At 69.9% G+C, this 20,805-nt stretch carries 26 protein-coding genes and 1 tRNA gene; 2 read left to right on the forward strand and 25 right to left on the reverse strand.

The genetic code is table 11. The features are described 5' to 3' along the window. Position 1: 1 nt before the first annotated feature. The 14 genes from BLR91_RS13660 to BLR91_RS13725 all read right to left on the reverse strand — a co-directional run bounded on the left by BLR91_RS13660 (position 2) and on the right by BLR91_RS13725 (position 9,632). On the reverse strand, positions 2-385 hold the full coding sequence (locus BLR91_RS13660; RefSeq protein WP_089881340.1) for a hypothetical protein: 384 nt from the start codon (positions 383-385) through the stop codon (positions 2-4). A gap of 6 nt (positions 386-391) precedes the next feature. Next, complete coding sequence (locus tag BLR91_RS13665; protein ID WP_089881336.1) at positions 392-799, reverse strand: hypothetical protein; 408 nt, start codon at positions 797-799, stop codon at positions 392-394. An 11-nt stretch (positions 800-810) separates the two neighbouring features. Next, positions 811-1,185: a hypothetical protein gene (locus BLR91_RS13670; RefSeq protein WP_089881333.1), complete on the reverse strand. Its 375-nt coding sequence runs from the start codon at positions 1,183-1,185 to the stop codon at positions 811-813. 2 nt (positions 1,186-1,187) lie between these two features. After that, positions 1,188-1,517 carry a hypothetical protein gene (locus BLR91_RS13675; RefSeq protein ID WP_089881331.1) on the reverse strand — a complete coding sequence of 110 codons (330 nt, stop codon included), beginning with the start codon at positions 1,515-1,517 and terminating at the stop codon, positions 1,188-1,190. 2 nt (positions 1,518-1,519) lie between these two features. Further along, on the reverse strand, positions 1,520-3,319 hold the full coding sequence (locus BLR91_RS13680; protein ID WP_089881327.1) for a head maturation protease, ClpP-related: 1,800 nt from the start codon (positions 3,317-3,319) through the stop codon (positions 1,520-1,522). Then, complete coding sequence (locus BLR91_RS13685; protein WP_157694631.1) at positions 3,312-4,517, reverse strand: phage portal protein; 1,206 nt, start codon at positions 4,515-4,517, stop codon at positions 3,312-3,314. Before BLR91_RS13685 ends, BLR91_RS13680 begins: the two co-directional genes overlap by 8 nt. Before the next feature lie 124 nt (positions 4,518-4,641). Then, complete coding sequence (locus BLR91_RS13690) at positions 4,642-6,102, reverse strand: hypothetical protein (RefSeq protein WP_172823219.1); 1,461 nt, start codon at positions 6,100-6,102, stop codon at positions 4,642-4,644. Beyond that, a complete protein-coding gene (locus tag BLR91_RS13695) occupies positions 6,032-6,433 on the reverse strand; it encodes a hypothetical protein (protein WP_089881318.1) in 402 nt (133 codons plus the stop codon). The genes BLR91_RS13690 and BLR91_RS13695 overlap by 71 nt, the downstream gene beginning before the upstream one ends. Before the next feature lie 103 nt (positions 6,434-6,536). Further along, entirely contained in the window at positions 6,537-7,238 is a 702-nt protein-coding gene (locus BLR91_RS13700; protein WP_172823220.1) for an HNH endonuclease, read from the reverse strand. After that, entirely contained in the window at positions 7,231-7,479 is a 249-nt protein-coding gene (locus BLR91_RS20190) for a hypothetical protein (protein ID WP_157694630.1), read from the reverse strand. Before BLR91_RS20190 ends, BLR91_RS13700 begins: the two co-directional genes overlap by 8 nt. A 288-nt stretch (positions 7,480-7,767) precedes the next feature. Further along, positions 7,768-8,115, reverse strand: a complete 348-nt coding sequence (locus BLR91_RS13710) for a hypothetical protein (protein WP_089881308.1) — start codon at positions 8,113-8,115, stop codon at positions 7,768-7,770. Beyond that, positions 8,112-8,423, reverse strand: coding sequence for a hypothetical protein (locus tag BLR91_RS13715; RefSeq protein WP_089881305.1), 312 nt, complete (start codon positions 8,421-8,423; stop codon positions 8,112-8,114). The genes BLR91_RS13710 and BLR91_RS13715 overlap by 4 nt, the downstream gene beginning before the upstream one ends. A 145-nt stretch (positions 8,424-8,568) precedes the next feature. Further along, the gene (locus BLR91_RS13720; protein WP_089938090.1) at positions 8,569-9,405 is read right to left on the reverse strand and encodes a helix-turn-helix domain-containing protein; all 837 of its coding nucleotides are present in this window, start codon (positions 9,403-9,405) and stop codon (positions 8,569-8,571) included. A gap of 11 nt (positions 9,406-9,416) precedes the next feature. Continuing rightward, positions 9,417-9,632 carry a hypothetical protein gene (locus BLR91_RS13725; RefSeq protein WP_089881297.1) on the reverse strand — a complete coding sequence of 72 codons (216 nt, stop codon included), beginning with the start codon at positions 9,630-9,632 and terminating at the stop codon, positions 9,417-9,419. A 142-nt stretch (positions 9,633-9,774) separates the two neighbouring features. On the opposite strand from BLR91_RS13725, the gene BLR91_RS20475 reads away from it, so the two are divergent. Next, the gene (locus BLR91_RS20475) at positions 9,775-10,035 is read left to right on the forward strand and encodes a helix-turn-helix domain-containing protein (protein WP_442911337.1); all 261 of its coding nucleotides are present in this window, start codon (positions 9,775-9,777) and stop codon (positions 10,033-10,035) included. Here BLR91_RS20475 and BLR91_RS13735 read toward each other — a convergent pair. The 6 genes from BLR91_RS13735 to topA all read right to left on the reverse strand — a co-directional run bounded on the left by BLR91_RS13735 (position 9,991) and on the right by topA (position 17,113). Then, a tRNA-Thr gene (locus BLR91_RS13735) sits at positions 9,991-10,063 on the reverse strand. The two genes, BLR91_RS20475 and BLR91_RS13735, sit on opposite strands and share 45 nt — an antisense overlap. 80 nt (positions 10,064-10,143) lie before the next feature. Next, the gene (locus BLR91_RS13740) at positions 10,144-10,833 is read right to left on the reverse strand and encodes a TetR family transcriptional regulator (RefSeq protein ID WP_231371085.1); all 690 of its coding nucleotides are present in this window, start codon (positions 10,831-10,833) and stop codon (positions 10,144-10,146) included. Between the two features lie 63 nt (positions 10,834-10,896). Further along, a complete protein-coding gene (locus BLR91_RS13745; protein WP_089881293.1) occupies positions 10,897-12,471 on the reverse strand; it encodes an alpha/beta hydrolase in 1,575 nt (524 codons plus the stop codon). Further along, the gene (locus tag BLR91_RS13750) at positions 12,468-13,658 is read right to left on the reverse strand and encodes a DNA polymerase III subunit delta' (protein ID WP_089881289.1); all 1,191 of its coding nucleotides are present in this window, start codon (positions 13,656-13,658) and stop codon (positions 12,468-12,470) included. The genes BLR91_RS13745 and BLR91_RS13750 overlap by 4 nt, the downstream gene beginning before the upstream one ends. Before the next feature lie 57 nt (positions 13,659-13,715). Continuing rightward, positions 13,716-14,336: a dTMP kinase gene (gene tmk, locus BLR91_RS13755; protein WP_020075495.1), complete on the reverse strand. Its 621-nt coding sequence runs from the start codon at positions 14,334-14,336 to the stop codon at positions 13,716-13,718. Continuing rightward, on the reverse strand, positions 14,333-17,113 hold the full coding sequence (topA, locus tag BLR91_RS13760) for a type I DNA topoisomerase (protein WP_089881286.1): 2,781 nt from the start codon (positions 17,111-17,113) through the stop codon (positions 14,333-14,335). Before topA ends, tmk begins: the two co-directional genes overlap by 4 nt. A 296-nt stretch (positions 17,114-17,409) precedes the next feature. Between topA and BLR91_RS13765 the strand changes: the two genes are divergently transcribed. Next, positions 17,410-17,655, forward strand: coding sequence for a hypothetical protein (locus BLR91_RS13765; protein WP_089881283.1), 246 nt, complete (start codon positions 17,410-17,412; stop codon positions 17,653-17,655). Positions 17,656-17,698: 43 nt separating this feature from the next. Here the strand turns inward: BLR91_RS13765 and BLR91_RS13770 are convergent, their stop codons facing one another. The 5 genes from BLR91_RS13770 to BLR91_RS13790 are packed head-to-tail and all read right to left on the reverse strand — an operon-like array spanning position 17,699 to position 20,703. Then, the gene (locus BLR91_RS13770; RefSeq protein ID WP_231918920.1) at positions 17,699-18,076 is read right to left on the reverse strand and encodes an Rv3654c family TadE-like protein; all 378 of its coding nucleotides are present in this window, start codon (positions 18,074-18,076) and stop codon (positions 17,699-17,701) included. 8 nt (positions 18,077-18,084) lie between these two features. After that, positions 18,085-18,426: a hypothetical protein gene (locus BLR91_RS13775; protein WP_089881800.1), complete on the reverse strand. Its 342-nt coding sequence runs from the start codon at positions 18,424-18,426 to the stop codon at positions 18,085-18,087. An 8-nt stretch (positions 18,427-18,434) separates the two neighbouring features. After that, positions 18,435-18,719: a DUF4244 domain-containing protein gene (locus tag BLR91_RS13780; RefSeq protein WP_089881277.1), complete on the reverse strand. Its 285-nt coding sequence runs from the start codon at positions 18,717-18,719 to the stop codon at positions 18,435-18,437. 59 nt (positions 18,720-18,778) lie between these two features. Beyond that, positions 18,779-19,690, reverse strand: coding sequence for a type II secretion system F family protein (locus tag BLR91_RS13785; RefSeq protein WP_231918921.1), 912 nt, complete (start codon positions 19,688-19,690; stop codon positions 18,779-18,781). After that, a complete protein-coding gene (locus BLR91_RS13790; RefSeq protein WP_089881270.1) occupies positions 19,687-20,703 on the reverse strand; it encodes a TadA family conjugal transfer-associated ATPase in 1,017 nt (338 codons plus the stop codon). Before BLR91_RS13790 ends, BLR91_RS13785 begins: the two co-directional genes overlap by 4 nt. Positions 20,704-20,805: the final 102 nt, after the last annotated feature.

Consider the following 20,805-nt stretch of genomic DNA (forward strand, 5'->3'; position numbering starts at 1 on the left):
GTTACTTTCCTTCAATCGTGTCTAGAACGTTGTCCACGTAGCGCTCGTAGAGCGGCAGCCAGGTGGACTCGGACTCTTGCGCGCCTTGGGACGCGAAAGGGTTTGGTGCGATGTGCCGGCGCGCCCAGCCCCAGTGAATGACTGGGGCGTATGGCACGCGGCTGTTGTTGCCGACTCGGACGATGCCGGCGGTTTTGGTGCCGGCGCTGCGGATGGTGGCGGCCAACTGATCGGTGCGGTGCGGCGCGCGTGACTCGGCGCGCCGCGCCGCGATGGCGGCGGCCTGGCCGTGAACGATCTTCAAGTCGGTGAGGTCGTCGCCGGCGGCGCGCAGACTCTTGCGCAGCTGCCGGCCGCCCTCGACCTGATAGACGCTCTCGGCCATGGCCGGCTAGACGCTCGGCGCCAGGGTCGGGTCCCCGATCAGCGGGAACTCGAAGTCCTGGGTGTTCTTCTTCTTCACGTCGCCGCCCCAGCCAATCGGACGGATCTTGATGACGCCGCTGAAGTCGGCCGTGGCGGCGTCGTTGGGGGTCCAGACGAACGGCAGCAGCTTGCCGGCGTTCTCGAGCGCGAACGCCTGGAGGCTATCCAGGTCGAAGTCGTCCACGAGGGTGCCGCCGAGGGTCCACGCGGTGGTGTCCTCGCCGTCCAGGTTGGAGCCATCCAGCAGCGGGATGGGGTCCTCGCTGGAGGTGTCGGGGCTGAGGCTCGTCTTGGTGAGGTCGCCGGCCCACTCGCGTGAGCTGCCGGTCTCTCCGATCTTCAGCGAACCGGGGCCGAGGGTACGGGTCGTCATGGTGGTCTCCTTTATTCGAGGTCGTTGGTGGTGATGGTGTAGGCCGGCAGCACCGGCCCGTTGAGCTGGGCGAAGCCGCCGGGTTCGGCGCGCTTCAGGTTGAGCTGGCCGGCGTGCAGGGCGTTCAGGATCAGGTCCAGTCGCGCCCAGGCGGCCAGGTAGTTGTCCGCGGGGCCGGCTACGGCGTTCAGCTCGAACGCCATGGCCGGCTCGCTCCAGGACTCGAACGTGATGGTGGGGGCGGAGACACACACCACGCCGGCGCGGGCGGCTGAGGGGATTTCCCCGGCGTCCAGCGTGGCGTGCACGTCCTCCAGGCCGGCGGCGTCGAGTGCGGCGCGCACGTCCTCCACCAGCTCGTGGGCGAGGTCGAGACTCGTTTTCATGGTCACAGCCCCATCACGAGGTAGCGGCGCAGCAGCGGGTAGGCGGCGGCCATGGGGTCGCGGTTCAGGCGGAACAGCTGCGGCTCCACGCCGTCGAGCTGCACCACCCCGTTGCGGCTGGCCTTGCGGTAGTACAGGTCCGCGCCCACCTCCAGCACGGCGCGCGCCACCACCGACTCGGGCACCCCGAACGGGTTGCCCTCACCGATGAAGTCGTCAACCATCTGCTGAGCCTCGGCCTGGCAGGACTCGGCGTAGGGCTTGTCCTCTCCGATGGCCTGGACGTACCAGCTCAGGTCGGTGGCGGCGGGCGCCGTGCTGTCCTCTGCCATCGTTACGCGCCGACCTTCACGGCCTCGATGGCGTCCGGGAACTGCGAGGCCGCAGCCAGGTAGCCGTACTTACTGAACGCCTCGGTGAGGTTCAGGATGTTCTGGTCCTGGAGCTTGAACGGGGCGTTGGCCGACTCCCAGGTGGTGACGGCCAGCTGGTTGTGGAACTCGATGGTGTTGGCCGGCGCGTCGGGGAGGATGCGGAACTCGATGCCCGCCAGGTCGCCCTTCAGGCCGGTGAGGTCCAGCTCACCCACCTGGTTGGTGCCCTGCCCCCAGACGCGCATCAGGCTGTTGCCGTTGGTGTCCTCCAGGCGAATCAGCTTCTTGAACACGTCCTTGGAGACCAGGCTGCCGTCGAGCGTGTACCCGCGGTCATCGAACAGGTCGGCGGCGTCCACCACGAGGTCCAGCCAGTCGTAGGCGGTCGCGGCGGCGCCGAGGGTCAGGGGGTGGGTGTCGCCGGCGAGCTGCGTCGCGATGATTTCGCGCACGAGGTCGCGGACGACTTCCTCGGTCGCTCGCGCGTACTCCAGGTCCATGGCCGTGTTGGCCGTGGTGAGGTAGGCGGCGTTCGCGCGGTCGATGACCTGGCGGGACAGCTCGGTGTAGCCGCCGTAGGTCTCCACCGGGGTGCTGTCGGCCTTCAGGGTGATCTTGCCCTTGGGGAGGTCGTCGCCCTCCTTGGCCTGCTTGCTCACGCTGATGCTGTTGGTGGAGAGCTGGAGGTATTCGAGCGTCATCCCCTCGGCCGGCAGCGGCTGGCGGCTGAAGGTGTTGATGATGCGGCGGTTGCGGTTGATGAGGTGGATGGCGTCCCGCACCCACGTGTTGGGGGTGTTGGTGTCGCCGGTGCCGGCGCCGGTGTAGGCGTCCGCGGTCATGCGCTCGTAGAACGCCATGGCGGCGCTGGAACCGCCGGCGAGGTCCTTCAGGAATGCGCCGGCCGTGGGCCAGCTCGGGCCGGCGTCGGCGGGCGCCGGCGCTGCGGCGTGGGCCAGAACGATGCGCTCGAACTCGTTGCGCTGCTGGGTCAGCAGCTGGTCGATGCGGTCCTCGGTGATCTCGGGCACGGTGTTGGTTTCCTCTCGGTTGGTGGCCAGGGCGGCCGCTGGGATGGGCGCGGCGGCCGCTCGGCGGCCGGCGTGGGCGTACATGGACAGGTCGAACAGGTTGCCGGCCGGCGCCTCGTCGCCGGCGGTCTCGGTGGTGGTCTCGGAGTCGAGCCGGTCAGCCAGGCCGGCGGCGACGGCCTCGGCCGCCGAATACCAGGTCTCGGCCTTCATCAGCTCGCGCCAGGCGGCCGGCTCGCCGCCGGCCTTGGCGGCGTACATGCTGGCGATGTTGTCGCTGAGCCGGTCCAGGTCGTCGCCGGCCTTGCGCATGTCCTCGGCGTCGCCCATGGCGATGGTCCAGGCGTCGTGAATCATCACCTCGGCGTTCTCGCCCATCACCACCTCGTCGCCGGCGCACGCGATGAACGATGCGGCGCTGGCGGCCAGGCCGTCGATGGTGACGACCACGCGGGCGGGGTGCTGGCGCAGCGCGTTGCGGATGGCCACGGCGTCGTACACGTCGCCGCCGGGCGAGTTGACGAACACCTCCAGGGTGTCCACGTCCATGTCCCGGATGGCCGGCACCAGCTCGGCCGCGTCCACGCCGCCGAACCATCCGCCGATGGCGCCGTACAGGTGCAGCCGGCTGGAGCGCGGCTCGTCGGTGGTCTCGATGTTCCACCGCGCCGGGGTGTCCCGGACGGCCGCCGCGAATCGGTCGCGGCGCTCGGTGATGGGGTTAGGCATTGGTCGGGGCCTCCTGCTCGGTGTTGGTGGTCTTGGTCGGCCGGCGGGCCTCCAGCTCGGCGCGCTGCGCGTCGGTCAGCGGCGCCATCTGCTCGATGGCGCGGACCTCGTCCACGGTCGCCCAGCCGCGCTGAGGGTCGAGCGACAGGCCGTGCGCCTCGTAGCGCGTCTTGGTGTCGGTGCGCAGCAGGGCGTCCACGTTGAACTTGGCGCGCTGGCGGCCCGGTAGCAGCTCGCTGAGGGCGTCCTCGATTTCGCGCAGCGGCTTCATCAGCCCGAATCGGACGTAGCCGATCCACTCTTGCTCCACGTTCGCGTAGGTCTGGGAGTTGCCCTCGACGGCCACCAGCATGATGGAGGCCGGCGCACCGATCAGGCGGGCCATCTGGATGGTGGTGTACTGCTGCGTTTCCAGGAACTGGATGTCTGAGGGCTTCAGCAGCAGCGGGGTGTAGTTCAAGCCCTTGCCGAGCACGCGCAGCCGTTCGGTGATGTTGCGCTCGGCGGCGTCGTCGCGCTCGGTGCCGTCCGGGTTGCGGCCGTACCAGACATTGCGGTACTTGTCGGCGTCGCCGGGCGCCAGCTCCTGGTCGGTGCTCAGGATGCCGTCCGGGAGGTTCGCGTCCGACAGCCACAGCGCGCCGTAGTCGCGCGCGTCGAGCGCGCCGCGCACCTCGATCTGGGCGGCCTGGATGGGGCCGAGGCCGCGCGCCACGCCAGGGATGCGCAGCAGCTGGAGGTGGCGAACGTCGCGCGCCCCGAGCGGCTTGCCGCGCCACCAGTAGCGCTTAGTGGCGAGGCCGGCGGCGTCGTAGACGACTTCCACGGTGACCTCGGCGGGGTTGAGCACCGACAGGTTGATGACCTCGCCCAGCGGGCCGCGCGTGACGCGCCAGAACGCGTTGCCGTCCAGGTACAGCGAATTGACGGTGTACTCCAGGAACGCGCTACGGGTCTCGTCCACGTCCGGCTTCAGGGCGAGAGCCGGCGTTTCCGGGAGCACCACCCCGTTGCGCTCCACGTCGATGGAGAGCTGGGAGACCGAGGTCGCGTGAATCTGGATGCCTCGATAAAGGGTCGAAAGGGTGAGGGCACGTTCCGCCGTCACCTCGGCCTCCCGGCGTGCCGGCATCAGTCGCGCCGGCATGGTGCCGGGGTTCTCGGCCGCCTCAGCGTTGAACGCGAACAGGCGGGCCACGCGGCTAAAGATGCTCGGCATGACGACGAGACTGGACGCCGGCGCCGGCCGGCTCCAACCTTGGCGACGGTTGGCGCCGGCCCGCGCCGGGTGGCGACGTTTCGTGCCGTTTCGTGACGGCCGGCTAGCCGAGCTGGAGCGACCGCACGGCGGGGAGGTGCAGCACCCCGTAGGCGCCGAGGTTGGCCGACTCCAGCGCGCTGATGGAGCCGACCGAGGCCCGCCGGCCGAACAGCCAGGTGCCGTCGCCGGCGAACCGCTTGGTGGCCAGCTCGGCGGCGGCCTCCAGCTTGTCGTGTGGCCTATAGCGCCACGTGGGGCCGGCGGGGTTGGTGATGCCGGCCACCGTCGCCTGGGTCGCGGCGATAACCTCGCGCGTCCCCACAGGGATCAGCTCGAAGCCGGCCCGCTGCACCTCGTCGTGGAGGGCCGCTGAGGGGCCGTTCGGGTCGATGATGAACCCCGCGTCCGGGTACTTGGCGCGCAGCTCGCGCAGCTTGGCCAGGGCACCATAGGTGGACTCCATCCAACCGCCCTTCACCACGGCCGACAGGGTGCCGGCGCCGTGCACCTGGGTGGCGGTGATGGTGGTGTCTACGCCGTCCACGCCGACCGCTGCGGCGAAGCAGACGCGGCCAGGGGCCGGCGGCGTCGGATCGTTCCACGCGGCATCCCTCCAGGCGCCCACCGGGATGACGCGCTCGGTGGCGCCGGTGCGGCGGTTGCCGAACGCGCGCGCAAACTCCCCCGGCGAGTCCGCGAACTCGGCGCGGAACGCCTCCAGCCCTTCCCGCGTGAACAGGTGGCCGGCGCCGGGGTGGCGGGCGTAGATGCGGTCCAGGTCGAACGGGTCGTCATCGTCCCCGATGCCCCAGTCGAAGCCGGCCACGGTGGGGTCGGGGGTGCCGCTGCGGAACTCGTCCAGCATGCCGTTGAGCGCCGTGGACTCGACGGTGCCCTCGGTGCTGAAGATCCAGGTTTGCGGGCGCTGGCCGGTGACCATCTCGCGAGTCAGCTTGGTGGCCGAGAACGACTGTCGGAGGATGGCGTACTGCGCGGCGGTCCAGTACCAGAACTCGTCCAGGCTCACCTTGTCGGCTTGCTTGCCGTCCAGGGCGCCCTCCACCGGGGCGAACGGCCGGAACTTGGAGCCGTTGACGAACGGCAGCGCGGCCGAGCCGTTGGAGCGTCGAGCCTTGGGGGCGAGGCCGCGCAACGCCGAGGACTCCCACAGCTCCACCATCTCCAGGAACTTCTCGGTGGCATGCTGGCCGCTCTGCGCCGTGTACCAGGTGCGCCGGTTGCGGCCCATGAGGGCGTTCTGGATAGAGGCGGCGAGGTCCAGGGTCGTCTTGCCGGCCTGGCGCGGAACGGTCACCAGCACGGTCGAGTAGACGAACAGGCCGAACGAATCCACCTCCAGCGCCACGTCCGCCACGTATCGCTGCCAGGGCAGCAGCGGCTGCCCCATCTCGGCCGCGATGGCGGCGACCTTGGGGCCGTGCGTGCGCCGGCTATAGTCCCTCGGCGTGACCTTCCGGGGCGGGGTCAGCGTCAAGGGTGGCGGGAGCTGCAAGAGCGTCAAGGAGTCGCCTCGTTTCGGGGGTCAGGTGGGTGTCGTCGGTGGGGCCGGCGGCGTCGATGGCCGGCGCCAGGTGCTGCATCATCTCGAACAGCTGGCCGGCCTCGTTGGCGACGGCGCGGCCCTTGGCGTTGCCCTTGTCGATGCTCACGGCCAGGGCGATGGCCAGCTGCTTGATGGTGCGCTTGGGGCCTCGGAGCTCGCCGGCGTCGGCCTCGATTTCTTCAATCGCGGCGCGCGTTTCGGTCTCGGTCGGTCCCTGGCCGTAATGGCCGGGATTCGCCGCGTTTTGCCCTGGAATTTCGAGTCCTGGCAGGGCCATCGTGTCGGTCATCGGCGCCGGCCTCAGCTTTCTTTTTTCTGTGGTGGATTGGGGAGATGGGGGCGGTGGTCGCGGGGTGTCCAGTGCCGCGCGAGCCAGAAAAACGGACGCGCGTTCACCAGTCAGGCTCCCCATCCGAGGGCGTGGCCGGCGCAGCGATCGAACCGGCCAGGGCAGGGGCCGGCGAGGGGTCTACGTGCGTCGAGTACCAGCGGCGAACGTGCAGCATCATCTCTTCCGGGCGCTCAGCTCGCACGCGCTGCTCCACCACCTCGCGACCGGGGTCGATGGTGACCACCTGCCAGCCCAGGCCCCGGTACTCGGCCAGCTCGGTCTCGGTCGGGATGGCATGGACCAGCCAGACGGTGACGCGCTCCTTCAGCCGGGTGGCTGTGTGAATGGCGGCCTTCCTGGCGCGGACAGCGATGTGCCGCACGTGCTGCGGGTAGGTGTGACTCTGGGCCGGCTCGTAGGGCATCAGGGCACGTGCGATGCGGTCCATGTCCAGCGTCACGTCACCGGGCTTGCAGTGCTCGGCCACGTAGGTGGACTTGCCGGCGGCCGGCGGCCCGATGACGACGACGACCGAGGCGCCGTAGCCGGCCCGCACGCGGTTCTGGCGCTTGGAGTTGCAGGGCCGGCACGCCGGCCGGTAGTTCTCCAGCTCGTCGGGGCCTCCATGGCTGAACGGCACTACGTGGTCCTTGGTCGTCGCCACGCCGGTGCATCCTGGCAGCTTCAGCCAGCACCTGCGGCCATAGGTCTCCAGCACCAGCTCGGTCATGCGCTGGGATGCCCTGCCCCCTCGGTTAGCCATGGTCGCGTCCCCAGCGCTTGTGTGCGGCTTGGCGACTGATGCCGGCGGCGGCGCCGATGTGCGACCAGCTGCGGCCGGTGGCGAGCTGGCCATCCACCCCGGCCTGGATAGCCTCGTCAACGGCGTCGCGCAGCTTCAGCAGCGCCACCAGCTCAGGCTCGTCCCCCTCGGCCACGCGCCGGCCGGCCGAGCGGATCATGCGGCCAACGGCGGCGAGGAAGGGCAGCGTTTCGACGCTCACCGGCTGTCATCCATCGGTTGACGGCCGCCAGCGAACACTCCAGGGGCCGGCGTAGCGGTCGTCCTGGCGTCGCTCCGCGTCGCTGGAGCGCCGCCAGCTGCGCCACCACCGAGGCGTGCGCCGGCGTAGTAGGCGTGGATATCGGCCCAGGCGTAGCGAACGTCCCGGCCGAGCTTCACCCACCGAGGACCCTCGCCCCGCTGGCGCATCTCGCGCAGCTTGCGCTCGCCCTTCTCACCAAGCTGGAGCCATTCCACGAGGTCGGCCGGCGTCGCCCAGACACGCCGCTCAGCCATGCCGGCGCTCGTTCCAACGGCGCTGCATCTCGGCCGCGTCGGCCGGCGTCAGCGGCGAGTCGAACCGCAGCCGGCCCCCCGATACGCTGACGCCATGCCTCCAGTCGAAAACGTCCAGCTCGCGCTCGTCCTCGGCCTCGCTGTCGCCGTCCTGCTGCTCGCCCTTGGGCTGCTCGTCCAGTACGCCATCATCCGCGCCGCCGTCCTCTCGGCGCTGCGCCAGCAGCACGACGAGAACCGGCGTGCGCCGCTCGCGCAGCCACAGCACCAGGGCGACCACGCCTAGCACGGCAGCGATACCGAGCAACAGCACCGGGTCGGTGTCCAGGTCGGGCGTCATGCGCCGGCCTCCCCGGTCTCAACGGCACGCAACTGCCGGCGCCGGCTGCGGTCGCCGTACACCACGGCCATGTCGGCGGCGTCGTAGTACGCCAGCATGCGCTCGGCCGACTCCAGCCACAGCTGCACCAGCTCGCCGGCGTCGGCGCGGCGGTCGGCCACCATGCCGGCGACCACGCGCAGCGTCCTGGCGTCCTGCTGGCGCTGCTCATGGTCCAGCACGGTGAACGCTCGGGCCGCTGCGTCGTCAAACCGGGCCGCCATGGCCTGGAGGCCGTCCACGGCGCTGTTCGCATCTCTGCGCGTCACAGGGCCGCTCCCATCGGCATGTAGGCCGAGAGGATGATCCAGCCGAGCACCGGCCCAGCTGCGACCAGCGCGCCGGCGCCGGCCATCTTCATCCTGTCTCGGGCCGTAGTGGACTCGGGGTGTCGGTAGGTGACTCGCTTGCGCATCAGTGGACCTCTCCTGTCTCGGTGTCGATGTGACCGGGGACGCTCGCCCCGCAGTCGATGCAGCGGCCGTCGCGGCCGATGGTGTGGGGCATGGACCCGCGCCACCTGGGGCATGCGTTCGGGTCCTCATGCGGGCCGCGCTGAGCGTCGGCCGGCGAGCTGATAGGGCCGGCTGCGGCAGACGCGCCAGCGGGCCGGTGGGAGTCGGCGGAGCCGTCAATCTTCGGCGCTTGCGCCGGCTCAGCAGCCGCGCCAGCGGATGCGGCTAGCGCTGCGCCGGAGGCGTCCCCCTCGTGCGCACGCGCACGGTTACCTACGTAGGCCGGTTCAGGAGAGTCCTCACGCGGGTAGTTAATGGATGGTTCTAGGGATGGTTTGGGTGTCACCGGCGGCACCCCCCGGGTGTCGTCAGCGTCACCGGGTGACATGGGCGTCACCCCCTCCCCGGAGGCGTGATAGGCCGGCTCGCACGCCGGGTGCCGCATGACCGTCTGAGAGGTCTTAGGCAGCGGCTTGCCGCACCCCTGACAGATCAGGCGGTGCTGGCGCGTGTTGTCGCAGTGCGGCGGGCACTTCAGCGTGAAGTGATAGAGGTTCGGGCGGTCGGTGGGCGCGAACTCGACCGTTCCGCCAGCCTGGATATCGCGGTGAATCTCGCCCAGCGCTATCAGCTCGTTGAGCGTCCGCTGCACCTGACGCTCCGACACTCGCGCGTAGTGCGCCAGCGTCCCCACGGTTGGCCAGGCGCCGCCGTCGCCATCGTGATTGGCGATGCCGACCAACACGGCTATGGCGGTCGAGTTGCGCGCCCTGGAGTGATGCATGGCGATGGCCATTGACTCGACGCTCACCGAGCCGCCTCGGCAGGAAAGTCGAACCGATCGAACACGTAGGCGCCCGTCGCGCCATCGAGCTGCGCCAGGGGCACAATGTCGCCGCGCTGGATGCGTCGCACAAGGGTGCTCCGATCAATGCCGAGCAGCGCACAGACGGTCACCGAGCCAATGAGCTGGCCGGGGAAGATGATGCGTGGAGCGTCGTCGTCCGGGGCGGTTTTCAACATGTGGACAAGCTTGTGCAAATCACAAGACTTGGGACGACACCCAATGCGGCATGTCGCAAATGTCTTTGCATGGGTGCGTGGCCGGTGCAATGCTTAGTGCATGACGATGACCAACCCGAGCACCGCCTACCTTGAATGGGACATGGCCGACCGCATCCGTAAGGCGATGCGCGTGCGAGACATTGGCAACCAGGAGCTGGCGGACGCTCTCTACGTGAGTCGCAACACCATCAGCAACTGGATCGGCGGGCGCACGACTCCCGACGGGCCGGCGCTGCTCGGGCTAGCGTCGGTTCTCGACGTTCCGATGGAGTGGCTTAAAACAGGAAAGGCCCCATCCGAGGATGGGGCCGGTGAGAGCCGCCCGTGGGAATCGAACCCACGACCTTCTCATTACGAGTGAGATGCTCTGCCGACTGAGCTAGGGCGGCGTGGGCCGGACTTCCGTCCGACGCACAGGAAGATAGCTTACCCGATCATGCGGGGTGCTGCCGACCATGCCGGGACGGCGTCAGCGGACCTGCGTTCCGAGCGCTGAGAGCTGCTCGAACGAGCTGCGCAGGCGGTCGGAGAGCGGCTCGACGCCGCCGTGGTCGGCCCAGCAGGACCACGCGTGCCGCATGCCCGCAAAGGCCACGTAGGTCACCAATCGGGCGCGCTGGTGCAGGGCTTCCTCGTCGGCAGCGAGAGCCGGGTCGTCGTGTGCGAGGCGGCGCTGGACGACGCCGCTCAGCGCATCCTCGAACTTGTGCATGCTGGCCATGCGCAGCGCGAAGAGCTCCGGGTTGTCCTTGAGGAGGGCCCGACGAAGGGTGTGCAGGCGGTGGACGCTCTCGGGCGCCTGGGGCGCTTCGGCTTCCCCGTCGACGGTCTCGCCCAGGTCGATCGCGGCGACCAGCAGGGTGCTGATTCCGTCGAGGATCGGCTGGCTGGGCCCTGCGGAGATGAACTCCTCGATGGTCTCCTCGTCCGGAAGCTCCGGGAGTTCGCCGATGATGGCGGACTCCTTCGAGGGGAAGTAGTTGAAGAAGGTCCGCGGCGAGACGTTCGCGACGTGACTGATCTCGTCGATCGTGACGCGGTCGAATCCGCGCTCACTGGCGAGCTCGACGGCGGCGAGCTGGATCGCGCGACGGGTTGCGATGCGCTTCCGCTCGCGGAGTCCGAGCTCGTTCAGCGTGGAATCGGGGGCCACTGACACGACGTCGATTATTTCACTCCCTGCAAAATTGCACCACTCACCCGAACGGCGGATACCGACGGATCAGCAGGTCTTCCCGTCGGTCGGAACGGTGCCGTTGACGAGGTAGTCGTCCACCGTGTCGTTCACGCAGGAGTTGGACTTGTTGTACGCGGTGTGCCCCTCGCCCTTATAGGTGAGCAGGTGTCCGTTCTGCAGCTCGGAGGCGAGGTTCTTGGCCCACACGTACGGCGTCGCGGGGTCGTTGGTGGTGCCGACGACGAGGATGGGCGCCGAGCCGTCCGCGGAGATCGGACCGCGCTGCCCGGTCGACTGGTACGGCCAGTTGGCGCAGCCGATGTCGCCGTAGGCCATGTACGGCCCGATCACGGGGGCCGCCTTGGCCAGCTCCGCCGCCTGCTGGCGCATCAGCGGGGGATCGGCGTCGTAGGTGTAGTCGAGGCAGTTGATGGCGACGAACGCCTCGGTGGAGTTGTCCGAGTACGTGCCGTCGGCATCGCGGTTGTTGTACGTGTCCGCCAGCGAGAAGGCGACGGATGCGCTCCCCTTCATGACCGACTCGAACAGCTTGTCGAGGTACGACCAGGCGGTCGCGTCGTACAGCGGCGTGATGATCGCCGTCACGAGGGTGTTCGCGCCGAGCTCGCGACCGTCGGAGTTGCGGATCGGGCTCTTCTCGACCGACGCGAGCAGCTGCCCGACCGTGCTCATCGCGTCGTCCACCGTGCCGGTGAACGGGCAGTCCTTCCGGGTCAGGCAGTCGGTCAGGTAGGCGCGCAGCGCGCTCTCGAACCCCTTGGCCTGCACCTCGGTCACGTCGAAGTTCGAGGCGGCGGGATCGAGCGCGCCGTCCAGCACGAGCCTCCCGGTCTTCCCCGGGTACAGCCCCGCGTACACGGCGCCCAGGTAGGTGCCGTACGAGTAGCCGAGGTAGTTGAGCTTCTTGTCGCCGAGCGTCGCCCGGAGCAGATCGAGGTCGTGCGCGGCGCTGACCGTGTCGACCTTCGGCAGCGGAGCGCCGGTGTTCTTCTTGCACGCCTCGCCGAAGTCCTTGGCGATGGTGGTGTTCTCGGCGATCCACTGGTCGGAGCCGCGCTCACCGGGGGTGATGCCGTACAGGTACTGGTCCATCTGCTCGGCGTCGTAGCACTTCACCGCGGTGGACCGGCCGACACCGCGGGGGTCGAAGCCGACGATGTCGAAGTGCTGCTGGAGGGTGTCGTCGGCGACGAAGTCGACCGAGTCCTTGACGAAGTCGAAGCCGGATGCGCCGGGGCCGCCGGGATTGGTGAGCAGCGACCCCTGCTTGGTCCCCTTCGCGGGCTGACGGATGAGCGCGAGCTCGACGTCGCCCTTGCCGGGGTGGTCCCAGTCGAGAGGGGCTTTGACGGTCGTGCACTGCTTGCCGCCACTGCAGTTCGTCCAGTGCAGCACCTGGCTGTAGTACGGCTGCAACTCGGCGGAGACGTCGTCAGGAGCGGGAGTGGACGTCGTCACCGTCTTCGCGGGCAGGAACCAGGTCACGCAGCCGCTGAGGGTCAGGGCGACGACGGCGGCGAGCGCGACGGCCGCGGTGCGGGCGGTGCGCCGTCTTGCGGCCTGGTCGCGTACCGGGGCACGGCCGGGTCGGGTGATCACAGGTCGGTCCCCTTTCGAGCGGTCGTGCCGCGCAGGATGGTGGTCAGCATGGCCTCGAGGGCGAGGGCCGGGGCGACGTTGCCGTCGATGCGTTCGCGCGCGGTCGCGACGGCGTCCATCGCGGCGAGCGTAGCGGCCGGAGTCGTGTGGGTGCTGAGAGCATCCAGTTCGGCGCGCAGCTCGCGGTTCACCAGTTCGCTGTCGCTGCCGAGCTGGATCATCATCACGTCGCGGTACAGCGAGAGCAGGTCGACGAGGATGCGGTCGATGCCGTCGCGGAGGCTGCGGGTCGCTCGGCGCTTCTGGTCCTCTTCGAGCTGGCGCAGCTGGCCGCGGAGCGCCGGCGGGATCGTGCCGCCCGGCTCGATCCCGAGCGAGCGCAGGGCGTGCTCGCGCTCCTCCGCATCGCGCTCCTCCGTGATCGCCTTCGCGTCGGCGCCGGCGATCTCCAGCAGGGTCGCCGCCGCGAGCACGGCGTCGGAGACCGAGCGGATTCCGAGGGCCAGCTCGAGCGTCTGCTGGCGCCGGCGGCGGGCCTCCTCGTGGGTGGCGAGGCGATGCGCCATGCCGATGTGGCTCTGCGCGTGGCGGGCAGCGCGCTCGGCGGTCTCCGCATCCACCCCGTCCCGCCGCTGGATGAGGCGGGCGACATCGTCGACGCTGGGCACCCGCAGCCGCACGGTGCGGACGCGGGAGCGGATGGTCGGGAGAAGGTCGGCGTCGCTCGGCGCGCAGAGGATCCAGACGGTCCGCTCCGGCGGCTCCTCGAGCGCCTTCAGCAGGACGTTGGAGGTGCGTTCGGTCATCCGGTCGGCGTCTTCGATCACCATCACGCGGTACCGGCCGACCGACGGGGCGAACTGCGAGCTGGCGACGAGGGCGCGGACCTCGTCGATGGAGATGATGACGCGCTCGGTGCTCAGGACGGCGAGGTCGGGGTGGGTGCGGGCGTCGACCTGACGGCGCGTGGCGAGGTCGCCTTCGGGCGTGCCGGGGCTGAGCAGCGCTGTCGCGAAGGCGTATGCGAGGTTCGATCGGCCGGAGCCGGGCGGGCCGGTGATGAGCCAGGAGTGCGTCATCCCGCGGCCGGGAGCACCGGCTCCGTTGCCTGCGGCGGAGCCGATCGCGGCAGCGCGGACGACCTCGATCGCCTCGTCCTGCCCCGTGAGCTCGTCCCACACCGTCATGGTGTCCAGGCTAGCTGGCACGACGGACACGCTTGCTCGGTCTCCGCACGACGGTCCTCAGACGCGCAGGGCGAGGCGGTCGCGGATCTCCGCGGCGATCTCCTCGACGGGCCGGCTCGCATCCACGACCAGGAAGCGCTCGGGCTCCTGCTCGGCCAGCGCGAGGTAGCCGGCGCGGACGCGGGCGTGGAAGTCCGAGCGTTCCGCCTCCAGGCGGTCGTAACGGGTGCGCGCGGAGTCGAGGCGGGTGCGGGCAGTGTCCTCGTCGAGGTCGAGGAGGATGGTGAGGTCCGGGAGCAGCCCCTCGGCCGCCCACAGGGAGAGGTCGCGGATCTGCTGGGCGTCGAGGACGCGCCCGGCGCCCTGGTAGGCGACGGACGAGTCGATGTAGCGGTCCTGGACAACGATGTCGCCGCGGGACAGGGCCGGACGGACCACCGTGGCGATGTGGTGCGCCCGGTCGGCTGCGTAGAGGAGTGCCTCGGCGCGCGGCGCGATGTCTCCGCGGTGGTGGAGGACGATCTCGCGGATCTCGACGCCCGCGTCCGTACCGCCCGGCTCGCGGGTGCGCACGACGGTGCGGCCGCGCCCGGTGAGCCACTCCTCCAAGAGCGCCGCCTGCGTGGACTTTCCGACCCCGTCGCCGCCCTCGAGCGTGATGAAGAGGCCCTCGCTCACTCGGCGGACTTCTTCGCCGCGGCGGTCGTGGACTTCTTGGCCGCCGGCTTCTTGGCGGCGGGCTTCTTGGCCGTCGTCGTCTTGGCCGCCGTCGTCTTGGCTGCAGCGGTCTTCCGCGCCGGCTTCTTGGCCGGTCCCTTCGCTCGCTTGTCGGCGAGCAGCTGGACCGCGCGGTCGAAGTCGACCTCGTCCACGGTCTCGCCGCGCGGGATCGTGGCGTTGGTCTCACCGTCGGTGACGTACGGGCCGAAGCGGCCGTCCTTCACGCGGATCGGCTTGCCGCTGACCGGATCGGCGTCGAACTCCTTGAGGGCGCTCGACGCCCGGCGGTTGCCGTACTTCGGCTGGGCGAACAGCTCCAGCGCGCCCGGCAGGTCGATGTCGAAGATGTCGTCCTCGCTCGGGAGCGACCGGGTGTCGGCACCCTTCTTGAGGTACGGGCCGTAGCGGCCGTTCTGCGCCTGGATCTCTTCCCCGCTCTCCGGGTCGGCTCCCACGACGCGCGGGAGGTCGAGCAGTTTGAGCGCGGTGTCGAGGTCGAGGGTCGCCAGATCCATCGACTTGAAGAGGGATGCCGTGCGCGGCTTGGCGGCGGCGGCCTTCTTGGTCTTCGCCGGCTCCTTCACCTCGCCCGTCTTGGGATCGGCTGCCGCTTCGTCCTCGGGGTCGGCTTCGGTGACGTACGGTCCGAAGCGTCCGTCCTTGGCGAGGACGAGCTTGCCGTTCTCGGGGTTCGTCCCGAGCACGCGGTCGGTCTGGACAGGCGCCTCGATCAGCTCGTGCGCCTTGGCGGGCGTGAGCTCGTCGGGGGCGAGCTCCGGCGGGATGTTGACGCGGCGCGGCTGGGCGTCGGGGCCAGCATCGGGCTCGGACACCTCGAGGTAGGGGCCGTACTTGCCGATGCGGAGCGTCACTCCGTCGTCGATGGCGATGGAGTTGATGCTGCGGGCGTCGATGTCGCCAAGGTTGTCGATGACCCGTCGGAGGCCCTTGTGCTTGTCGCTGCCGAAGTAGAAGCTGTTCAGCCAGTCGATGCGCTCGGCCTCGCCATCGGCGATGCGGTCGAGGTCATCCTCCATCTCGGCGGTGAAGTCGTACTGCACCAGGTCGCCGAAGTAGTCCTCGAGCAGCCGGACGACCGAGAAGGCGACCCAGCTGGGGACGAGGGACTGGCCGCGCTGGGTCACGTATCCGCGGTCGATGATGGTGGAGATGATGCTCGCGAAGGTGGAGGGGCGCCCGATCCCGAGCTCTTCGAGCGTCTTGACGAGGCTCGCCTCCGTGTAGCGCGGCGGCGGGGTGGTCTCGTGGCCGTCGGCGGCGATGTCGCGGACGGTCAGGGCCTGCTTCTCGGTGAGCGGCGGAAGCTTGGCCTCGGCCGAGTCGCTGCTGTTGCGCTCCTCGTCCCGGCTCTCCTCGTAGGCGTTCAGGAAGCCTCGGAACGTGATCACGGTGCCGCTGGCCGTGAACTCGGCCACGGTGCCGTCGAGCGGTCCTTCCGAGACGCGCGCCTCGACGGTGACGGATGCCGTCTGGCCCTTCGCGTCGGCCATCTGGGAGGCGACGGTCCGCTTCCAGATCAGCTCGTACAGGCGCAGCTCGGGTCCGCGCAGCGAGCGCTCCAGCTCGGCAGGGGTGCGGAAGGTCTCGCCCGACGGACGGATCGCCTCGTGCGCCTCCTGCGCGTTCTTGCTCTTGGATGCGTAGGTGCGCGGCTTGTCGGGGACCGTCTCCGGGCCGTACAGCTTCGCCGCCTGCGTCCGCGCAGCGTTCGTCGCCTGCTGCGACAGCGACGCGGAGTCGGTGCGCATATAGGTGATGTACCCGTTCTCGTAGAGAGTCTGCGCGACACTCATCGTCTGCCGCGCGGAGAAGCGGAGCTTGCGCGCCGCCTCCTGCTGGAGGGTCGAGGTGGTGAACGGCGCGGCGGGACGCCGCGAGTAGGGCTTGGAGTCGACCTTGGAGACGGCGACGGCCGTGCTCGGCTGACGGATCGCCGCCGCGAGCGTGGTCGCGGAGGGCTCGTCGAGCGTCCGGGCTTTCGTGGTGAGGCGGCCGTGGTCGTCGAAATCGCGGCCGGTGGCGACGCGGTCGCCGTCGATCCGGGCGAGGCGTGCCTCGAAGGCGTTCGCGTCTTCCGGAGCCAGCTGTGCGGTCAGTCCCCAGTACGAGGCCGGGACGAACGCCAGGCGCTCGCGCTCGCGGTCGACCACGAGCCGGGTGGCCGCGGACTGGACGCGACCGGCCGAGAGGCCCGGTCCGACCTTGCGCCAGAGGACGGGAGACACCTCGTAGCCGTAGAGCCGGTCGAGGATGCGGCGGGTCTCCTGAGCGTCGACCAGAGCCGTGTCGATCTCGCGGGTGTTGTCGCGAGCCTTCTCGATGGCCTCGCGGGTGATCTCGTGGAAGACCATCCGCTTGACGGGCACCTTGGGCTTCAGCACCTCGACGAGGTGCCAGGCGATGGCCTCTCCTTCGCGGTCCTCATCCGTTGCGAGGAGGAGTTCGTCGGCGTTCTTGAGAGCACGCTTGAGGTCGGCGACCGTCTTCTTCTTCTGGTCGGACACCACGTAGTAGGGCTCGAACTCGTTCTCGACGTCGACGGAGAACTTGCCCAGCGACCCCTTCTTGAGCTCGGGCGGCAGGTTCTTCGGCTCGATGAGGTCGCGGATGTGCCCGACCGAGGCCATGACCTCGTAGCCGTCGCCGAGATACTGGGCGATCGACTTCACCTTGTTCGGAGACTCGACGATGACGAGCTTCTTCGTGTCAGGCACCTGACTCCTCTTATATATGCACACACTGTGTCGCCACAGCTCACGGTTGTCGTCACGACTGGACCGGCGTGGCGCGCTCCCCCTGAAGGCGCCGATCCATTGTTGGGATGGTCCGTGCGGCCGACAGGCAAACCATACACACCTTCGCCGCTTGTCCGCCTAATCGAGTGTTCGGCGTTCGCCGTCGGCGCAGCCCCAGGCGGACGCCGTCCCGGCGGCCGGACCGACGGACGGCCCCAGGGACGGAGCACCCGCCGACCCTATGCCGACGATCCCGTCGGGAGGACAATACGTGTATGGCAACGACGATGATGTACACCGCCAAACTGATCGACGGACCCCTGGAGGGCAAGACGATCTCGACCGGTTTCCTCGACTCCGGCGACGCCCGCCCTCGCCTGGAGATCTCGGCACCCCTTGGCTCCAAGCACTACCTCTATGTGAGAGCGTCGGGGGCCGAGCTCGAATACGCGTCCGACGACGGCCGCGGGCAGCGCCCCACCGCCGTCTCATACCGCTACCTCGAGACCGTCTTCGACTGATCGGAACCCGTCGGCGTCGCGCGGACACTTCCGGCTTCGGAACCTACCCGCCGGGCGGTCCGGCACGCGCCGATGCCGTCGAGGCGAAGGCGAGGTACGGCGTGGATGTGGTCACGGTGACCACCGTCCCGTTCTGATGGCAGTCGGTCATCCCCGCTCCGTTCAACTGGGCGATGCTCTGGGCCACGTCGCAGGGCACCCCTCCCGCACGGCCGCTCGCCACGTCGGCGCCGGCCAGCGCCGCCAGGTCGGCCGCCATGGCTGCGCGCGCGTGCGCCGCTCCGGCTCCGACCACCGCGACTCCGCCCGTCGCCACCGTGACGATCGCGCACACCGCTGCGAGCGCGAGAACCGATCCGCTCCCCCGGTCCGAATGCAGTGCAGCTACGACCACCGACCGGCAACCGGGCGTCTCGGACACCCTCCCTTTCATCCCGCCTCCGCCTCGTCCAGGGCGCACGCCCTCGCGCTGAGCAGGACGCCGAGACGGCTGAGAACCGTGTCGCCTGCCGCCGTCAGTCGAACACATACGGTCCGCCTCTCCCTCTCGACCATCGCTGTCGCTCCAGCCGGGATCGAACCACCCGGGTCGTCTCCCCTGCCCTCCAACCGCGCTGCCGCGGCTGCCCCGGCCGCGAGCGATCCGTACTGAACCGCTCCATGGAGAGCGCCGATGCAGAGCGCGAGACACGCGAGCACCGCCGGGAGTGCGACCGCGAACTCGGCCGTCACGCTGCCCCGCTCGTCGCGGAGGTCTCGGACGGACGCCACGCGGACCGTCATCCGCCCGACAGCGCACGATGCACCAGGTCGGAGAGGATTCCTTTCACTTCATCGCCCTTCAACAGGGCGACGAGGAGCCCGGCGAACCCGACAGCGGCCAGGATCGTGATGGCGTATTCGGCGGTCGCCGCGCCCCGGTCGTCGGCGAGTCGTCGCCGGAACCGTCGGCCGAATCGTCGGCCGAATCGTCGCCCGAGTCGCCGCAGTGGGGATCGCCCGTCGGCGCCGAGGGAACGCGGAACGCCCTCGCCAGTTCGTTCTTCGATCGTCATGTGCTTCATGACTCCATCCTTCGGTTCGGGGCCGCCTGGCGGATGCGGGACGGCCGATCTGTGGACAGTCATCGCAGACCCGCCGTTGTGGACGACAACAGGGACAGCACCAGCGGCGCCACGGCCAGCAACAGGAAGCTGGGGAGGACACAGGCGCCCAAGGGCACCATCAGCCGGACGCCGAGCGTCGTTGCGCGTCGACGACCCTCGGCCCTGGCCATTCGGCGCTGCTGGCGCGCGGCGGCGGTCAGCAGCTCGCCGGCGGGTGCCCCGGCCGCGGAGGCCAGCCGGAGTACTCGTGCTGCACCTCGCTCATCCAGCGAGCCAAGCCCGGATTCCTCCGCGGCCTCCCTCACGATCTCCCGCGCCGCGCCGATCGACACGCCACCGGCCAATCCGACGGCGATGAGCTCCTCGGCAAGCCCCTGCGGCAGCGGGCGTGCGACCGCGCGTGTGACCAGTGCACGCATCCACCACCGGCCGGCCAGCATGAGCAGAACGCCAGCACCGACGGATGTCGTGCCGGGTACCGACCCCAGCGCGCCCGCGAGGTCCGCTCCGAGCGCTCCAGCCAGTACCGCCCCGACCGCCGGCAACCACGAGACGAGCCGCGCCGTCGCGCGGGGACCGCTCAGGGCGACGTCCACCTCCCGTTCCGTCTCCGCCGCGTCTCTCAGCGTCTCCGCCATCGCGCGCAACGTGTGGCCCAGCGGCGCGCCCGTCCGTTCGGCGACCCGCCAGGCCACCGCGAGCATGCGGACATCGTCGGTGTCTGCCGCCTGCGCGAGAGCGGACGCGCACGACGGCTGATGCCTGAGGGCGTTCGCGACCCGATCCGCCAGAGGATGCGCTCCGTACCCGGCGGCGGCCTCCCAGGCGGACCGCGGGGGCAGTCCCGCATCGAGCAGCACGGCGAGCGACTCGGCGAGTGCGGCGACCGCATCCGGCTGGGCTCCGGCCGGTGCGCGCGCTCGTCTCACGGTCCCGACCCGGCGCGGGCGGCACCGCCGTCGCCGACCACACCGCCGCCGGCGCCGAGCGGTGTGATCGCCAACCGGCCCGCTCCATCCAGGTGCAGCCGTCCGAAGCCCGAGACCTTCCTCACGCCGTCGGCCCTCGACAGGTGCACGACCAGCCCGATCGCACTCACCGCCTGCCTCGCCAACGCGTGGTCGTCCAGCCCGGCCAATGCGCCCAGCGCCTCGAGGCGGGCGGGAACGTCCTCCAGCGAGTTCGCGTGCAGAGTCCCGGCGCCACCGTCGTGGCCGGTATTGAGAGCGGCGAGAAGGTCACGCACCTCCTCACCCCGGCACTCGCCGAGCACGAGCCTGTCCGGCCGCATCCTCAGGGCCTCGCGCACCAGCCGACGCAGATCGACGCCGCCGGCACCTTCGAGGTTCGGCTGCCGGGTCTCGAGACCGACGACGTGCGGATGACGGATGCGCAGCTCCGCGACATCCTCGATCACCACGATCCGCTCATCGGGAGGGGCGTTCCCGAGGAGCGCCGCCAGGAGCGTGGTCTTGCCCGCGCCACCTGCGCCTGTGATCAGCAGGTTCGTCCTGGCGCGGACGGCCTGCAGCAACCGATCCCGTTCGAGCGGGTCCATACCGCCGCGGGCGACCAGCTCGTCCAGAGTCGGCTGCTCCCGCGCTGGCACGCGGATCGACAGCAGTGCGCCCCCGGTCGACACCGGTGGGAGGACCGCATGGACCCGCACGCCGCCGGTCAGCCGGACATCGACGAACGGAGTCGCCTCATCGATGTGGCGACCACCCGCGGCGATCAGCCGCACCGCCAACTCGCGCGCGCTCGACCGGTCGGCGCGCCAGCCGCCCTCCCGCCGTAACCCGTCCGGTGGCCCATCGCTCCACAGCTCCCCCGATGCGGTCACGAAGAGGTCGGTAACCCCGGGGCGCAGGAGGTAGGGAGCGAGTGGTCCGAAGGTGCGCCAGAGTCCGGGAGACTCGTCGCCGCGCTGGTGGTTCGTCATGCGACGACGCTAGAGATGCCATACCCACGGCCGGCGACTCTCCATCACATCGGTGGAGAAGTCACCGCCGCATCCAGCTGTGAACAACCGCCCGGAGGAGTC

The sequence above is a fragment of the Leifsonia sp. 466MF genome (genome assembly GCF_900100265.1).
Taxonomy (GTDB): Bacteria; Actinomycetota; Actinomycetes; order Actinomycetales; family Microbacteriaceae; genus Leifsonia.

Bases quoted from the DNA above. Each gene is read 5' to 3' on its own strand.
- BLR91_RS13660 (WP_089881340.1), bottom strand. From the start codon at position 385: ATGGCCGAGAGCGTCTATCAGGTCGAGGGCGGCCGGCAGCTGCGCAAG.
- BLR91_RS13665 (WP_089881336.1), bottom strand. From the start codon at position 799: ATGACGACCCGTACCCTCGGCCCCGGTTCGCTGAAGATCGGAGAGACC.
- BLR91_RS13670 (WP_089881333.1), bottom strand. From the start codon at position 1,185: ATGAAAACGAGTCTCGACCTCGCCCACGAGCTGGTGGAGGACGTGCGC.
- BLR91_RS13675 (WP_089881331.1), bottom strand. From the start codon at position 1,517: ATGGCAGAGGACAGCACGGCGCCCGCCGCCACCGACCTGAGCTGGTAC.
- BLR91_RS13680 (WP_089881327.1), bottom strand. From the start codon at position 3,319: ATGCCTAACCCCATCACCGAGCGCCGCGACCGATTCGCGGCGGCCGTC.
- BLR91_RS13695 (WP_089881318.1), bottom strand. From the start codon at position 6,433: ATGACCGACACGATGGCCCTGCCAGGACTCGAAATTCCAGGGCAAAAC.
- BLR91_RS13700 (WP_172823220.1), bottom strand. From the start codon at position 7,238: ATGGCTAACCGAGGGGGCAGGGCATCCCAGCGCATGACCGAGCTGGTG.
- BLR91_RS13710 (WP_089881308.1), bottom strand. From the start codon at position 8,115: ATGACGCCCGACCTGGACACCGACCCGGTGCTGTTGCTCGGTATCGCT.
- BLR91_RS13720 (WP_089938090.1), bottom strand. From the start codon at position 9,405: ATGGCCATCGCCATGCATCACTCCAGGGCGCGCAACTCGACCGCCATA.
- BLR91_RS13725 (WP_089881297.1), bottom strand. From the start codon at position 9,632: ATGTTGAAAACCGCCCCGGACGACGACGCTCCACGCATCATCTTCCCC.
- BLR91_RS20475 (WP_442911337.1), top strand. From the start codon at position 9,775: ATGGCCGACCGCATCCGTAAGGCGATGCGCGTGCGAGACATTGGCAAC.
- BLR91_RS13750 (WP_089881289.1), bottom strand. From the start codon at position 13,658: ATGACGGTGTGGGACGAGCTCACGGGGCAGGACGAGGCGATCGAGGTC.
- BLR91_RS13765 (WP_089881283.1), top strand. From the start codon at position 17,410: ATGGCAACGACGATGATGTACACCGCCAAACTGATCGACGGACCCCTG.
- BLR91_RS13780 (WP_089881277.1), bottom strand. From the start codon at position 18,719: ATGAAGCACATGACGATCGAAGAACGAACTGGCGAGGGCGTTCCGCGT.
- BLR91_RS13790 (WP_089881270.1), bottom strand. From the start codon at position 20,703: ATGACGAACCACCAGCGCGGCGACGAGTCTCCCGGACTCTGGCGCACC.